Source organism: Kutzneria sp. NPDC052558, assembly GCF_044547355.1.
Taxonomy (GTDB): Bacteria; Actinomycetota; Actinomycetes; order Mycobacteriales; family Pseudonocardiaceae; genus Kutzneria.
This window is the reverse complement of record NZ_JBIUAG010000024.1, coordinates 123,483-137,215: the sequence shown is the minus strand read 5'-3', so window position 1 is coordinate 137,215 and position 13,733 is coordinate 123,483. Positions and strand designations below refer to the sequence as shown.

At 69.5% G+C, this 13,733-nt stretch carries 15 protein-coding genes; 14 read left to right on the top strand and 1 reads right to left on the bottom strand.

Going from position 1 to position 13,733, the window contains the following annotated elements; translation table 11 throughout:
* The first annotated feature begins 260 nt into the window (after positions 1 to 260).
* From ACIG5F_RS34680 to ACIG5F_RS34635, 10 genes are all read left to right on the top strand, one after another.
* Positions 261 to 1,685 (top strand): SpaA isopeptide-forming pilin-related protein, encoded by a 1,425-nt coding sequence (locus ACIG5F_RS34680; protein WP_396524160.1) that lies wholly within the window; start codon positions 261 to 263, stop codon positions 1,683 to 1,685.
* Positions 1,678 to 2,445, top strand: coding sequence for a class F sortase (locus ACIG5F_RS34675; protein WP_396524159.1), 768 nt, complete (start codon positions 1,678 to 1,680; stop codon positions 2,443 to 2,445). The genes ACIG5F_RS34680 and ACIG5F_RS34675 overlap by 8 nt, the downstream gene beginning before the upstream one ends.
* A gap of 34 nt (positions 2,446 to 2,479) precedes the next feature.
* A complete protein-coding gene (locus ACIG5F_RS34670) occupies positions 2,480 to 3,658 on the top strand; it encodes a polysaccharide deacetylase (RefSeq protein WP_396524158.1) in 1,179 nt (392 codons plus the stop codon).
* Positions 3,659 to 3,782: 124 nt separating this feature from the next.
* Positions 3,783 to 3,914 carry a pyrroloquinoline quinone precursor peptide PqqA gene (gene pqqA, locus ACIG5F_RS34665; RefSeq protein WP_396524157.1) on the top strand — a complete coding sequence of 44 codons (132 nt, stop codon included), beginning with the start codon at positions 3,783 to 3,785 and terminating at the stop codon, positions 3,912 to 3,914.
* Positions 3,915 to 3,967: 53 nt separating this feature from the next.
* On the top strand, positions 3,968 to 4,678 hold the full coding sequence (gene pqqC, locus ACIG5F_RS34660) for a pyrroloquinoline-quinone synthase PqqC (RefSeq protein WP_396524156.1): 711 nt from the start codon (positions 3,968 to 3,970) through the stop codon (positions 4,676 to 4,678).
* Complete coding sequence (gene pqqD / locus ACIG5F_RS34655) at positions 4,675 to 4,941, top strand: pyrroloquinoline quinone biosynthesis peptide chaperone PqqD (RefSeq protein WP_396524155.1); 267 nt, start codon at positions 4,675 to 4,677, stop codon at positions 4,939 to 4,941. The genes pqqC and pqqD overlap by 4 nt, the downstream gene beginning before the upstream one ends.
* Before the next feature lie 7 nt (positions 4,942 to 4,948).
* On the top strand, positions 4,949 to 6,010 hold the full coding sequence (gene pqqE, locus ACIG5F_RS34650) for a pyrroloquinoline quinone biosynthesis protein PqqE (protein WP_396524195.1): 1,062 nt from the start codon (positions 4,949 to 4,951) through the stop codon (positions 6,008 to 6,010).
* 8 nt (positions 6,011 to 6,018) lie between these two features.
* Positions 6,019 to 6,894: a pyrroloquinoline quinone biosynthesis protein PqqB gene (gene pqqB / locus ACIG5F_RS34645; protein ID WP_396524154.1), complete on the top strand. Its 876-nt coding sequence runs from the start codon at positions 6,019 to 6,021 to the stop codon at positions 6,892 to 6,894.
* A gap of 66 nt (positions 6,895 to 6,960) precedes the next feature.
* Positions 6,961 to 7,605, top strand: a complete 645-nt coding sequence (locus ACIG5F_RS34640; protein ID WP_396524153.1) for a LuxR C-terminal-related transcriptional regulator — start codon at positions 6,961 to 6,963, stop codon at positions 7,603 to 7,605.
* Between the two features lie 105 nt (positions 7,606 to 7,710).
* Entirely contained in the window at positions 7,711 to 9,270 is a 1,560-nt protein-coding gene (locus ACIG5F_RS34635; protein WP_396524152.1) for a Na+/H+ antiporter, read from the top strand.
* Between the two features lie 70 nt (positions 9,271 to 9,340).
* Here the strand turns inward: ACIG5F_RS34635 and ACIG5F_RS34630 are convergent, their stop codons facing one another.
* The gene (locus tag ACIG5F_RS34630) at positions 9,341 to 10,249 is read right to left on the bottom strand and encodes an alpha/beta hydrolase (RefSeq protein WP_396524150.1); all 909 of its coding nucleotides are present in this window, start codon (positions 10,247 to 10,249) and stop codon (positions 9,341 to 9,343) included.
* Positions 10,250 to 10,434: 185 nt separating this feature from the next.
* Here ACIG5F_RS34630 and ACIG5F_RS34625 point away from each other — a divergent pair, with 185 nt between their 5' ends.
* The 4 genes from ACIG5F_RS34625 (at position 10,435) to ACIG5F_RS34610 (ending at position 13,316) form a co-directional block, all read left to right on the top strand.
* Positions 10,435 to 10,896, top strand: coding sequence for a hypothetical protein (locus tag ACIG5F_RS34625; protein WP_396524149.1), 462 nt, complete (start codon positions 10,435 to 10,437; stop codon positions 10,894 to 10,896).
* Complete coding sequence (locus ACIG5F_RS34620) at positions 10,893 to 11,354, top strand: hypothetical protein (RefSeq protein ID WP_396524148.1); 462 nt, start codon at positions 10,893 to 10,895, stop codon at positions 11,352 to 11,354. Before ACIG5F_RS34625 ends, ACIG5F_RS34620 begins: the two co-directional genes overlap by 4 nt.
* 329 nt (positions 11,355 to 11,683) lie before the next feature.
* The gene (locus ACIG5F_RS34615; protein WP_396524147.1) at positions 11,684 to 12,028 is read left to right on the top strand and encodes a hypothetical protein; all 345 of its coding nucleotides are present in this window, start codon (positions 11,684 to 11,686) and stop codon (positions 12,026 to 12,028) included.
* Positions 12,018 to 13,316: a hypothetical protein gene (locus ACIG5F_RS34610; RefSeq protein WP_396524146.1), complete on the top strand. Its 1,299-nt coding sequence runs from the start codon at positions 12,018 to 12,020 to the stop codon at positions 13,314 to 13,316. Before ACIG5F_RS34615 ends, ACIG5F_RS34610 begins: the two co-directional genes overlap by 11 nt.
* The last annotated feature ends 417 nt before the right edge of the window (positions 13,317 to 13,733 follow it).

Here is a 13,733-nt window from a genome sequence, read left to right as displayed (position 1 = left end):
ACGAACGTGCACTGATCCGTTCGGCGTAGCGATCAACTACTTCACACTGTATTGACACTCAGAGTGCGCTCGGACATCCTCCCGCTGGCGGCTTGCCCGCCGCCCGCGCGCCAGCCAGGCTCGCAGGGCGGCTACCACGGCCTTCTCGTTCCGTCGGGGGAACGAGCCCCGGACCGTCGCCATGCACACGTCCGACCTAAACGAGGGGCGCCGCGCCGCGGGGAAGCGGCACGGCGCCCATGAGGGAGCGCAGGACCGTTATGGGACTGAGCAAACTGGTCGCTGGGGTGACCGGGATCACGATGTTGGCGGGAGCGGCGATGCTCGCCGCGCCGGTCGTCGCATCAGCCGCACCGACCACCGGCTACGGCCACGCCGTCACTCCGGCCCAGCCGTATCTGCACAACCCGGACACGTCCGACTGGCTGGGCTCGTACGTCGTGGGCGGCAAGCAGGTCTACTGCGTCCGCTTCGCGCTCAACGCGCCCGACAGCGACACCCCGTACAAGCCCGGCGACGTGCTCAAGGACAAGTGGGGCAACGCACTGGCCCCCGATGTCGCCGCGAAGATCTCGTACCTGCTGCTGCGTTACGCGGACACCACCGACCCGGATCAGGCGGCGGCGCTGGCGCACCTGTTGCACAGCTACACCTCGGGCGTGCCCGCGAAGGACCCGAGGCTCGACCCGGCCAACGACTTCAACCACATCGGCTACGACACCGCGGGCCACCTGGCGAAGCTCCAGGCGCAGTTCCCCGGCGCATACGCCGCCGTGGCCAAGGAAGAGGCTGACGCCACGGCCAACCAGGGTCCCTGGGATGTCTCCGTCGTCGCGCCGACCGCGGCCCAGATCATCGGCACCGCGGACAAGTGGACGGTCAAGGTCACGCACGCCGGCACCGACAAGCTGGTCACCGGTGTGCCGGTGAAGCTGACCGTCTCCGACGGCACGGTCGAGAAGGACACCGTGACCACGCCGGCCGACGGCAGCCCGCTGGTGGTCGACGTCACGCCGACCGGTCCCAACCCGACGATCAAGGTCGACCTCAGCGCCCCGGCCGATCAGCCGGTCGTGCAGGCCCCGGTGAACACCGGCGGCAACCTCCAGTGGATCGTCTCCACCGGCGGCGAGAAGGCGTTGAGCGGCACCGCGAAGACCACGGCCGTCACCGCGCCGGGCACGGTCAAGGTGACCAAGGTGGACAGCAAGACCGGCGCCGGCATCGCGAATGCGCAGCTGCGGATCACCGCCGGCGACAAGACCGCCTCGGCGATCAAGCAGGACGGCAGCCCGCTCAACGGCGCCGACGGCAAGCCGGTGGTGGTCACCACCGGGGCCGACGGAACGGCCACTGTGGACAACCTGAAGACGCCTCAGGACATCTGCCTGATCGAGGTGGCCGCCCCGGCCGGCTATGACCAGAACTTCAACGCCTCGTCGCCGCCGAACGTCTGCGGCACCGTGCAGGCCGGTCAGACGCTGGCCTTGAAGGTGGCCAACACGCCGAACACGCCGACCGTGCCGGTCAAGATCCCGGCCGGTGGCTCGCCGATGGTCGCGGACGCGGCCACCGTCACCACGCTCGACCCGGCCGCGCTGGGCGCGGTCGGCGGCCTCGTGGTGATCGCACTGGGCGGCGTCGGCCTGATGCTGCGCCGGCGTCGGCACGCCACGCGTGGCTAAGCACCGGGCGCCGAAAGCCCGCTGGCCGGTCTCGGCCGGCGGGTTTCCGGCCGCCGGCCGGTCCCGCTACCGGAACCCGACCGCCGCTGCCGGCACCGCCGTCAGCGGCGCGGTCGGGCTGACGATGATCGTGGTGGCTGCCGGGGCGACGCTGCTGGGCCAGCCCCAGTCGGTGTCGGGCTCGCCGCTGGCGGTCGGCCACAGCCAGACGGTCGACCCGCAGGCCGGCCCGGCCCCGGTCGCCGTGCCGGACACCGGCGCCACCTCGACGACCGCGGTCCCGCCACCGCCGCCGTCGAGCCAGCAGGCGCCGCAGCCGCCCGCCCCGAACACCGTCCTGTTACCCAAGGGCGGCCGGTCGTCGCTGGTACGCAGCGGCGTGGCCGGCGACGGGACGCTGCAGATTCCCAACGGTGTGACCAAGGCCGCGCTGTGGGGCGCGGCCCTGAACGGCAACGCCGGGGCGACGCTGATCGCCGGGCACATCAACTGGGAGGGCGTCGCCGGCCCGTTCGCCGAGCTCTGGGGCGCGCAGGCCGGGCAGACCGTCACCGTCGTCGACGAGCACGGCCAGCAGCTGAAGTTCGTCGTCGACCAGGTCCTGACCGTGGACAAGGACAATCTGCCGCAGCACGCGGACGAACTGTTCGGGCAGACCGGCCCGCACCGGCTGGTGCTGGTCACTTGCGGCGGCAAGTGGGTCGGCGGGGCCCTGGGCTACGACCAGAACCGGGTGGTGATCGCGCACCCCGTGTCCTGACAACCCGACCGGGCCCTGCGTCGTCTCAACCACCATGGGGCTCAGGCAGAGGTGGGGTTGGCTGACCACCGCGGTGGCGTTGACGCTGGCCGTGGTGGTCGTGATCGTGATGGGGCGGGGAACGGGCGGGACGACACCACAGGCGGGACCCACGACCACCACCAACCCCGGGCCGATCACGCCCGCGGGCCAGGCCACCCCGGCCGCCGGCCCGACGCCGACGGTGCCCGCGCCCACCGGCGCGCAGCCGGCGTGGATGCACAAGCTCAAGGCCGGCGAGAAGCCGCCGCAGTTCATTCTGTTCTCCTTCGACGGCGGCGTGTCCAAGGAGCACTGGGACCGGGTGCTGCCGATCGCCGAGCGGACCGGGGCCAAGGTCACGGCGATGCTGTCCGGGCCGTACCTGATCCCGGACAGCGAGAAGAACTCCTACACCGGTCCGGGCCACCCGAAGGGGGCCAGCGAGATCGGCTTCGGCGGCACCGACGCCGACATCAAGCTCCGCGTCGACTACCTGAACCGGGCGCTGGTCGACGGCATGGAGTTCGGCACCCACTACAACGGGCACTTCTGCCAGGGGGCCGAGCCGAGCGTCGGCTTCTGGTCGACCGCCGCCTGGAACTCCGAGCTGGACCAGTTCTTCTCGTTTCTCAAGGACATCGACGGCAAGGGCCTGAAGATCACCCCCGACATGATCAAGGGTGGCCGCACGCCGTGCCTGGAGGGCAACTGGGACCAACTGTTCCCGTCGATCAGGGCGCACGGTTTTGTCTATGACACCAGCCATGTCTCCTTCGGCGTGACCTGGCCGACGGTGGACCGCGGGCTGTGGGAGTTCCCGCTGCCGGAGGTGCGGGTGCCGGCGCTGGACAAGAACGTGGTGATGATGGACTTCAACTTCTGGTACCTGCTGGACGGGGCCAAGGAGGGCGACGACGCGCGCGGGCCGGAGTTCCAGCCGATCGTGCTGGACACCTATCGGTCGGTGTACCAGAGCGTGTTCAACGGCAACCGGGCGCCGCTGGTGATCGCCAACCACTTCAACGAGTGGGCCGGCAACGCCTTCTCCGGCGCGGTGGAGCAGTTCATGGGCGAGACCTGCGGCAAGCCGGAGACGGTGTGCGCCACCTACACGCAGGTGATCCAGTGGATGCAGCTGCAGGATCCGGCCACTCTGGACGCGCTGCGCACGCTGCCGGCGGCCCACAACTAGGCCGTCAATCCCACGAAGGAGGTGCGCCGGCGGTCGGAAGGTGTCTAGCCGCGGGCCGTAGAAAGGGCTTACTGTGGAGTTCCGCCGCGGCCTTGCCCACCAGATGTCGTTGAAGGAGTGAGCGATGTCCGCACCGAAGACCGTCAAGCGCGCCGAGAAGGCCGTCCGCAAGTCCGCCCGCCGCACCTGGGTGAAGCCGGACTTCAACCAGTACGACACGCCGCTGGAGGTCACGGCCTACTCCGCGCGGGCCTGACCTGTCAAGCAGTCCTGTTTGGAAGGCGGCATTCCTCCACTCCGAGTGCAGGAATGCCGCCTTCCAACACGCCCATCGAGGAGTCGATCATGCTGGCGGCCGAGGACTTCATCGCCGAGCTGCGGGCGCTGTCCCCGCGCTACTGGCACGACCACCCGTTCCACCTGCGGCTGCACGCCGGCGAGCTGAGCCGCGATGAGCTCCAGCGGTGGGCGGCCAACCGCTGGTACTACCAGCGTTGCCTGCCCCAGAAGGACGCCGCCATCCTGGCCAACTGTCCACTGCCGCAGGTCCGGCGGCAGTGGATGGAGCGCATCGTCTACCACGACGGCGCCCGGGACGGCGAGGGCGGCGCGGAGAACTGGCTGCGCATGGCCGAGGCCGTCGGCCTGGACCGGGCCGAGGTGCTCGACGAGCGGCATGTGCTGCCGGGCGTGCGGTTCGCGGTCGACGCCTACGTCAACTTCGCCCGCACCAGGCCGTGGGTGGAGTCGATCGCCTCCGGGCTGACCGAGATGTTCTCGCCCGGGCTGATGAAGCGGCGGCTGGCCGACATGCGGGAGCGCTACCCGTGGATCGGCGAGGAGGGCTTCGCCTACTTCGTGTCCCGGCTGACCGTGATCGCCGGCGAGGGAAAGTCCACTTTGGACATCGTTGTGGAGCACGCGCGCACCCGCGAGCAGCAGGAGGCCTGCGTGGCCGCCCTGGCGTTCAAATGCGATGTGCTGCAAGCGATCCTGGACGCCGTGGACTACCACTCATGACCTCGCTGGAGTCCGTGCCCCGGGTGCGCCGCGGCGTGCGGTACACCTACGACAGGACCCGGGACAGCGATGTCGTGCTGTTCCCCGAGGGTGTGCTGCTGTTGAACGAGACCGCCGCCGCCGTGGTGTCCCGCTGCGACGGCACTGCCAGCGTCGGCGACATCGCCCTGGCCCTGGCCGACGAGTTCGACGGCGTGCAGGCCGACGACGTGATCGAGCTGGTGGACCGGCTCGTGGCCCGACGGGTGGTGGACGTTGACTGACGCGCCGATGGGACTGCTGGCCGAACTGACGCACCGGTGCCCGCTGCACTGCCCGTACTGCTCCAACCCGGTCGAGCTGGTCCAGCGGGCCGACGAGCTGGAAACCTCGACGTGGCAACGGGTTTTCGACGAGGGTCGAGAGCTCGGCGTGTTGCAGATACACCTGTCCGGCGGCGAGCCGCTGGCCCGGCCCGATCTGCCCGTGCTGCTGGCCCACGCCAGCGGCCTGGGCTGCTACACCAATCTGGTCACCAGCGGCCTGGGGTTGACCAGGGAACGCCTGGACGAGCTGGTGTCGCTGGGCCTGGATCACGTCCAGCTGTCCGTGCAGGACGCGGATCCCCGCAACGCCAACCTGATCGCCGGCGTCAAGGGCTTCGACCGCAAGCTGGCCGCCGCCGCGCTGATCAAGGACGCCGAGCTGCCGCTGACCGTGAACGCCGTGCTGCACAAGGCCAATCTCGACCATATCGGCGGCATCATCGAGCTGGCCGAGCAGATGGGCGCGGACCGGCTGGAGCTGGCCAACACCCAGTACTACGGCTGGGCGCTGCGCAACCGGGCCGCCCTGCTGCCCACCCGGGAGCAGCTTGCCGCCGCCGGACCCGTTGTGCAGCAGGCGAAGCAGCGGCTGGGCGACCGGATGGAGATCGTCTACGTCATCGCCGACTACCACGAGGCCAACCCCAAGCCCTGCATGTACGGCTGGGGCGCGGTGCAGCTGACCGTCGCCCCCAACGGCGATGTGCTGCCCTGCCCGGCCGCCAGCGTGATCACCTCGCTGCCGGTGCAGAACGTCCTACGGTCCTCCCTTTCCGAGATCTGGTACGGGTCCGAGACGTTCAACGCCTTCCGTGGCACGGAGTGGATGCGCGAGCCGTGCCGGAGCTGCCCGCGCAAGGAGCTCGACTTCGGCGGCTGCCGGTGCCAGGCCTTCCAGCTCACCGGCGACGCCGCCGCCACCGACCCCGTGTGCACGCTCTCGCCGGATCATGGCCTGGTGCAGGACATCCTGGCCACCGAGATCACGGTGCAGCGGCCGGCCTTCGCCATGCGGCGGTCCGTGTGAAGGTTGTCGTGCTCGGCACCGCCGCCGGCGGCGGCTTCCCTCAGTGGAACTGCGCCTGCCCGCCGTGTTCCTTGGCCCGCAAGGGTTTGCTGCCGTCCAGAACCCAGGACTGCCTGGCCGTCAGCGGCAACGGCGTGGACTGGTGGCTGCTCAACGCCTCCCCCGACATCCGGACGCAGCTGGTCGACGCCCCCGAGTTCACTCCCGGCCCCGGCCGGCGTGACACCCCGCTTCGCGGCGTCCTGCTCACCTCCGCCGAGCTCGACCACTCCCTCGGCGTCTTCTCCCTTCGTGAGGGCGGCGGCCAGGCCCTGCACGCCCCGGCCAACGCCCTCGCCGCCCTGCGCGCCGACCTCGGCCTCGGGCCCGTGCTCGACAAGTACGCCGGCTGGTCCTGGCACGAGGCCGTTCCCGAGCAGCCGTTCCCGCTCACCGGCGGGCTCGTCGCCACCGCCCACGCCCTCGGCGTCAAACGCCCCAAGTACACCGACGAGCGGCCCGGACCCTGGGTCGTCGCCTACCGCGTCCACGACCCCGTCACCGGCGGCACCCTGCTCTACGCCCCGTGCCTGGCCGCGTGGACCCCGGAGTTCGAGGCCCTGCTGGCCGGTGTCGACTGTCTCCTGCTCGACGGCACCTTCGCCTCCCCCGACGAGATGGGCGAGCGCACCGGCCACTCCAAGGGCCAGTCCGCCATGGGCCACCTCCCCGTCCTCGGCGACGGCGGCAGCCTGCCTGAGCTGCGCCGATTCCCGGCCGTGCGCCGGATCTACACCCACCTCAACAACACCAATCCCCTGCTCGACCCGGCCTCCCCCGAGTCGGCCGAGATCGCCGCCGCCGGCGTCGAGGTCGTGCCGGACGGCGCCGTGATCACTCTCTGAGGGTTGTCCCATTGTCCCAGCGGCAATCCACCCGCTGCCGACAGTGTGGTGTGGTTAGCTTTCCGTGTGCGTGTAGTCATCGCGGAAGACCTGCTGCTGCTCCGGGACGGCATGATCCGGTTGTTGCAGGCTCATGGCTTCGAGGTGGTCGCGGCCGTGGAATCGGGGCCGGAGCTGTCGGCCGCGCTCACCGAGCACAAGCCGGACGTGGCCGTGGTCGACGTGCGGCTGCCGCCGACGTTCACCGACGAGGGGGTGCGGGCGGCGATCCAGGCCCGGCGGGACATCCCGGGGCTGCCGGTGCTGGTGCTGTCCCAGTACGTCGAGCAGCTGTACGCCCGCGAGCTGCTGTCCGATCGCAGCGGCGGCGTCGGCTACCTGCTCAAGGACCGCATCTCCGACGTGAAGCAGTTCGTGGACGCCGTGCGCCGGGTGGCCGACGGCGGCACGGCGATGGACCCCGAGGTGGTGGCCCAGCTGCTGTCCAGCCGTGAGCGCGACGCCCCGCTGGCCACGCTCACGCCGCGGGAGAAGGAGGTGCTCGGTCTGATGGCCGAGGGCCGGTCCAACGCCGCCATCGCCGCCCGTCTGTTCGTCACCGAGAAGGCCGTGGGCAAGCACACCAACAACATCTTCACCAAGCTGAACCTGCACCAGCACGAGGACGACAACCGCCGGGTGCTGGCGGTGCTGACGTATTTGAACGGGTGACCGCCTGATCCACTCGTTCGGGTGGCGTGGCAGGTAGGGTCTGGACCGGTGTGCCGGGAAGTCTGGTCGGCGAGTTTCGTGGACCCCCGGCGAAAGGTGCCAGCGATGCAGAGCGTGGAAACGGTGCTGCTGCTGGTGGTGCTGGCGACGGTGGTCGCTACCTTCGCCCGGCGGCTGAGCATTCCCGCGCCCTCGCTGCTGGTGGTGGCGGGCGTGGTGGTGGGCCTGTTCCCGGGGGTGCCGGAGATCCGGGCGACGCCGGAGCTGGTGAGCCTGGTGGTGCTGCCGCCGCTGATCTACGCGGCGGGCGAGGAGATGCCCTGGCGGGACCTGCGCGCGGTGTGGCGGCCGGTGACGGTGCTGGCGGTGGGTCTGGTGCTGGCCTCGGCGGCGGCGGTGGGCCTGGTGGCGGCGCTGGTCGCGCCGTTGCCGGCGAGCATGGCGTTCGTCTTGGGGGCGGTGCTGGCGAGCACGGACCCGGTGGCGGTCAGCGCGCTGGGGCGAAGACTCTCGCTGCCGCCGCGGATCCAGGTGCTGGTGCAGGCGGAAAGCCTGTTCAACGACGCGACGAGCCTGGTGCTGTTCCGGCTGGCCGTGTCGGCGGCGCTGGCCGGCGGGGCGCTGTCGCTGACGTCGGTGGGCGGTGAGTTCCTGCTGCTGGCCGGCGGCGGCCTGATCGTCGGGCTGGTGGTGGCCGGCGGCATCTGGCTGATCCGGCGGCGGACCGTGGATCCGGTGCTGGAGACGGTGATCGCGCTGGTCAGCCCGTATTCCGCCTACGTGCTGGCGGAGACGTTGGGCGGCTCGGGCGTGACGGCGGTGGTGGTGTGCAGCGTGGTGCTCGGCGCGCAGACGCCGAAGATCACCACCGCGCATATCCGGCTCCAGATCGACGCGGTGTACGGCACGGTGATCTTCATCCTGGAGAGCGCGGTGTTCGGGCTGATCGGCCTCCAGTTGCCCTACCTGGTGCGTGGGCTGGCCGGCTCCGATCCGGGGTGGCCGTGGCAGGCGCTGGTGATCACCGCGGCGCTGATCGTGATCCGGTTCCTGTGGGTGTTCCCGCTGGGCTGGATCATGCAGTTGCGGCGGGGCAACCGTCGACTCAACTGGCGAACATCCACAGTGGTCTCCTGGGCCGGGGCCCGGGGCGTGGTGCCGCTGGCCGCCGTGCTGTCCATTCCCCTGTTCACCGACACCGGCGAACCGGTGCCGCAGCGTGACCTCGTGCTGGCGCTGGCCACCACGGTCATCGTGATCACCCTGGTGGCCCAGGGTTTCACGCTCGCGCCGCTGGTCAAACGGGCCGGCATCGCCCGCACGCCGGCCGATGCCCGCCGCGAGCAGGACCTGGCCAACGTCCGCCTGGCCGAGGCCGGCTTGGCCCACCTGGAACAGCTCTACGACCTCGACGCCGCGCCGCGCGCCGTGCTCGACCGCCTCCGCCAGGCCCTGCTGGCCCGGATCGACCACGGCGACGCCGAGGAGGAGCCCCCCGGCTCGTCCTCCGCCGCCGTCTACAAGAAGGTGCGCCGCGAGGTGCTGGCGGTCGAGATGGCCGAGCTGACCAGGCTCTTCGACGACGGCGACATCGACGACAGCACCCGCCGCCGCCTGCAACGCACCCTCGACCTCGAGGACGCCCGCCTCAACGACGACCCCTAGCCCCCAGCGAACGCCACATGTGGACCACATTCGCACCCCAGGGCCACATGTGGCGAAAAGACAGGGGCGGTCAGGCGCCGATGTAGGTCAGGAGGAACTCGGCGACGCCGAGGACGGCGGCGGTGGATTCGGGGACGTCGGGCACGAACAGGTGCCAGAAGTGCATCAGGTCGGGCCAGACCTCCAGGTTGGCGCGGCCGCCCGCGGCCAGCACGCCGGCGACCAGGGCACGGGCGTCGTCCACCAGGACCTCTCGGTCGGCGGCGTGCACCATGAGCGGGGCCAGGCCGGACAGGTCGGCGAACAGGGGTGAGGCCAGCGGCTCGCGGGGGTTGGCCTCGCCCAGGTAGTCGGCCGCCGCCGCAAGCGCTTGCGCACGGCTGTAGATCGGGTCGTCCTCGGCGAACTTGTCGTAGGACTCGCCGCTCGCGGTCAGGTCGAACAGCGGGCTCAGGCAGGCCCCGGCGGCCGGCTGCGGTAAGCCCAGGCCACGGGCGGCCAGCATGGTCGCGACCACCAGGCCGCCGCCGGCGGTGTCGCCGAGCAGCACCACCCGCCCCGGCGAGTAGCCGACCTCGTCCAGTAGCCACCGGTACGCGGTCAGCACGTCCTCCACCGCCGCCGGGAACCGGTGCTCCGGGGCCAGCCGGTAGTCCGGCAGCAGCGCCGGCATGCCCATCACCGCCGCGAACTGCGAGGCGAAGCCGCGGAACGCCCGGGCCGAGCCGGCCCGGTAGCCGCCGCCGTGCAGGTAGAGCAGCACCCGGTCCATCGCGCCGCCCTGCGGCCGCACCCACACCGCCGGACAGCCGCCGGCGTCGGTCTCGCCGCTCAGCACGCCGTCGGCCAGCGGAATGGCGCCCAGCGCGAGGTCCATCGACTCGCGGGCCTGGCGCACGCCGTCGGCGCCGGCCGCCGGCTCCGGCCGGGGGCTGGCGCGGATGGCCGTGAGCAGCGCCTCGAACTCGGGACTGGGCATCGCGTCATCTCTACGGGAGCAGGGAGACGAACCTACATCAGACCGGTCCCAACTCCGTGACGCCCGTCACCGTCCCGAGCGAAACCTGGCGCTCACCGGCGCGTCCGCTTGACGTTTCACGTGAATCACACTTGCGACTACCGAAAACAGCGCCCATAATCGGTAGTAGACCCGGGGAGGTAGTCATGTCGGTGGCCGCCGAGAAAGAGCAGACCGAGCGGCTGCTGGCCAACGTCGAGGCGATCGAGGAGGTCGCCGGCACGCTGCCCAGCGGCGCCCCCGCCCGCAGCAAGCTGTACGACGTGGCCGACAACCTGCTCGACAGCGCCCTGCCGATCCGCCCGGTGGTCGCCGCCGACCTGCTGGAACTGACCGAGAAGACGGTACGCGCCTGGGCCAGCGAGGGCGTGCTGCTGGTCAGCGAGCAGGAGCCGACCATGCGGCTGGAGCCGCGCCGGGTGCACGAGGTGATGCACCTGGTCCGCGAGATCCGCCGCATCGGCCGCAACCGCGGGCTGCTCGACGAGGTGCACCGCCGGCTGTCCGACCAGGCCCTGCTGGAACGCGAGGACCTGGCCGAGAGCCTGGACCAGGTGGTGCTGGGCGAGGGAACGGTCGTGCGCCCGGGGACGACGATCCCTGAGTGATCGAAGTAGTCGAGACCCGCGTCGCCTCGGCGCAGGCCGCGCTGCTGCGCGGACCGGCCCGCAAGGCCTACGAGTCCTTCCTGGACGAGCTCGCCCACCGCGGCTGCGCCGCCCTGGGCTACCGCGTCACCGGACCCTCCCCGCTGCCCCGGCTGTGCGTGCGCCACCTGCGGGACAACGACCGCGTCGTGGTCGCCTTCGAGGGCGCCGGCCGGGCCTGGGTCGTGCTGGTCGGCCCGCACGAGCAGACCGATCCCGGCCGCAACGTCTACGACGCCCTCTACCAGCTGGCCGGCACCTGGCCCACCGACAACACCCGCCGCACCAAGCCCAGCTGCTGCGACCCGACCACCGGCACCCCGCCCTCGGCCGACGCCGCGGTCATCGACGACCTGGTCCGCCGGGCCCGCGCGCTGGCCCGCGGCAGCCGCCGAGCCTGGTCACTCGGCGGACCGTGAACTACCCACCATCGGATGACGGCCGGCGCTCTGTCAGCGTTGTCATCACTCTGAGTGCCCCCGATCGGACTCGAACCGACACTCTGACCCTTTTAAGGGGCCTGCCTAGACAGCGAGTACAAGCCTGTGACCTGCGGAATCCGCCGCACCGCACCACCGGCCGGTCCCGCAAGGCAGGAATAGGGCAAGGCGGCGTCCTGTCGCTCCCGCTCTACTCCTCACGAGGCATCAACACCGTCTCCAGGGAGTAGTTGGCCGCGGTCGTCTACCACCGCTCCCAGCCGCCGGGCCCAAGTATGTGTGCAGACTCACTCGCGTACCTTCACCGCATGTGGCAGTACGCCTTGTGGGGGCTAGTCGGCGCCGCGTCGAATATCGGCGTTGTCTTCCTGGAGGCTTCCCGGCGGGTCAAGGGGTGGCCGTGGGCTCGCCCGAAGGGACCAGGCGGGGGCGTCTACGCAGCGTCGATCATCATCCAGCTCAGCATCGCCTCGGCCACCACCGCTGCCGTGTCTACCACGGGGATCGTCGCCAATGACTTCATCGCCTTCGGAATGGGCGCTGCCGCGCCGGTCGTTGTCAAGAAGGTGGCAAAGTACGTGGAGACGCTCCTTCCGGCCGACGACGGTGACGGTCGGCCGCAACTCGACGGAGGTGCAGACGATGCCTCGTGACAGCATCGGCCGGCGGCTCCTGTCGGCGCTGTCCGGCTCCACCCCCGCCTTTACGACGCGAACGATCACCGAGGCTGTCACGTTCGGAAGGCGGCTAATTGCCGCGCTCGCGGGCTCCACCCCCGCCTTCACACCCGGCACCGACACAGACGAACACAATTCACGCCCCACAACCACCCAGGCCGACGACGACCTGTTGGACCAATGGATCCGCCTGCATACTGGCCGCCAGCACATCCACGACTCGCTGAGCGATACACCCAGGAAAGATACTGGCAGTGCACTGAATGAGTTCGCCGCTACTTTCGCCACCCTACTGCCCTACGAGCGGCTCGTGGTGCGGGCTTGGTTTTCAATGAAGGACCTAGCGGCGCTCCGATCTACAGCGCAGTTGACCTTCCGTGCCTACGACCTCCTTGGGGACCTCACAGGTGACCGCGACCTCGATTCCAGATTCGGACCCAAACTCGCACGCATCCGCGCACATGAGCTGACGCGCGTCCTCTCACGAGCACGCGAGGTTGCCAGCCACATCGACCTCAACCTCGACCATGACATCGACCTCGACCGTGACATCGATCTAGCTAGCGACCTCACCCTCGACCTCACCTTCGATCCCTTCAACCCCGTGCGTCCCCTCGCCCGCACCCTCGCCCACGCTCTCGACCTCAACCTTGACCTCGCTCTCGTTGACGTCCTGGCGCATTCCCTCACCCTCAACCGCGTAATCGGACACAGAAATCCCCCAACCCCCGAATCCGCCAGCACCCTCAATCGATTCCTTGCTCACGCAAGCATCCTCACTAACGACCTAATCGTCGACCTCGCAAACGCTTATGACCTCAATCTCAATCTCACACACAGCGCCCTTAGCAACCCCAATCTCGATTTTGTCCACGCGTACGTGAATATATTTGACCACCCCCTCAGCCCCTACCGAGCGTTCAATCGCAATCTCACTTACACCCTTGCCCGCGCCATCGAGTTCGATCGCAATCGCATCCGCGACCTCGCCAACAATCTCGATGATCGTCAAGAATTTCATCTCGAATTGACTCTCGGTTGCAATCGTCTAAGCGATGCGCTCACCAACATGACCAACGCCGATCTCAGGCAAGCAAATCTACACGGAATCCGTCTTGACGGCTTGCGCTGGTCAAGCGAAACACGCTGGCCAGATCAATGGGTTGAGCGAATTCGCATCTACTCCATCGAGATCGAACCTGACCTTTACGAAATCCGTCCCGAGGGGATCGGCGACGGTGCCACCATCGACACCTTGGTCTGAGCTTGCTGTTCATGAACACTGAATTGGGGGCCTGAGAGGAAACGTCGCCCTACTCGTCACCAACCGCGGTCGACTGCTCGGTTCGAGGTCGAAGGGCAGTAGCGGGCGCCCACTGATCAACAGCCGCCTCGCCGTCGGGTCGACCATCGAGGCACGGGTGCCGGTAGTTGCACTGAGCGAACCACAGACCGCCATCCGCTCGGAGAGCCATCGCCGAACGACGCCGACGACCTCCCGGTCGACGGCGACCCCCGTCAGCCACTCTCGCAACCACGCCCTCCGACATCGGGAACAACGCTGGCAGGTTGACCCACGCAGGACGCCATGGTGAGGCAATCGGCCACCCCTGTTTCGTCCGCCCAGACAGATCCTCACCGACCATACGTTCTATATTTCCCCCTGACCTGCAACGAAGGG

Excerpts from the sequence above, each read along its gene's own strand:
- ACIG5F_RS34635 (WP_396524152.1), top strand. The coding sequence starts at position 7,711 with ATGCAGAGCGTGGAAACGGTGCTGCTGCTGGTGGTGCTGGCGACGGTG.
- ACIG5F_RS34610 (WP_396524146.1), top strand. The coding sequence starts at position 12,018 with ATGCCTCGTGACAGCATCGGCCGGCGGCTCCTGTCGGCGCTGTCCGGC.
- pqqA (WP_396524157.1), top strand. The coding sequence starts at position 3,783 with ATGTCCGCACCGAAGACCGTCAAGCGCGCCGAGAAGGCCGTCCGCAAG.
- pqqD (WP_396524155.1), top strand. The coding sequence starts at position 4,675 with ATGACCTCGCTGGAGTCCGTGCCCCGGGTGCGCCGCGGCGTGCGGTAC.
- ACIG5F_RS34615 (WP_396524147.1), top strand. The coding sequence starts at position 11,684 with ATGTGGCAGTACGCCTTGTGGGGGCTAGTCGGCGCCGCGTCGAATATC.
- ACIG5F_RS34625 (WP_396524149.1), top strand. The coding sequence starts at position 10,435 with ATGTCGGTGGCCGCCGAGAAAGAGCAGACCGAGCGGCTGCTGGCCAAC.
- ACIG5F_RS34630 (WP_396524150.1), bottom strand. The coding sequence starts at position 10,249 with ATGCCCAGTCCCGAGTTCGAGGCGCTGCTCACGGCCATCCGCGCCAGC.
- ACIG5F_RS34680 (WP_396524160.1), top strand. The coding sequence starts at position 261 with ATGGGACTGAGCAAACTGGTCGCTGGGGTGACCGGGATCACGATGTTG.
- ACIG5F_RS34670 (WP_396524158.1), top strand. The coding sequence starts at position 2,480 with ATGGGGCTCAGGCAGAGGTGGGGTTGGCTGACCACCGCGGTGGCGTTG.
- pqqE (WP_396524195.1), top strand. The coding sequence starts at position 4,949 with ATGGGACTGCTGGCCGAACTGACGCACCGGTGCCCGCTGCACTGCCCG.
- pqqC (WP_396524156.1), top strand. The coding sequence starts at position 3,968 with ATGCCGCCTTCCAACACGCCCATCGAGGAGTCGATCATGCTGGCGGCC.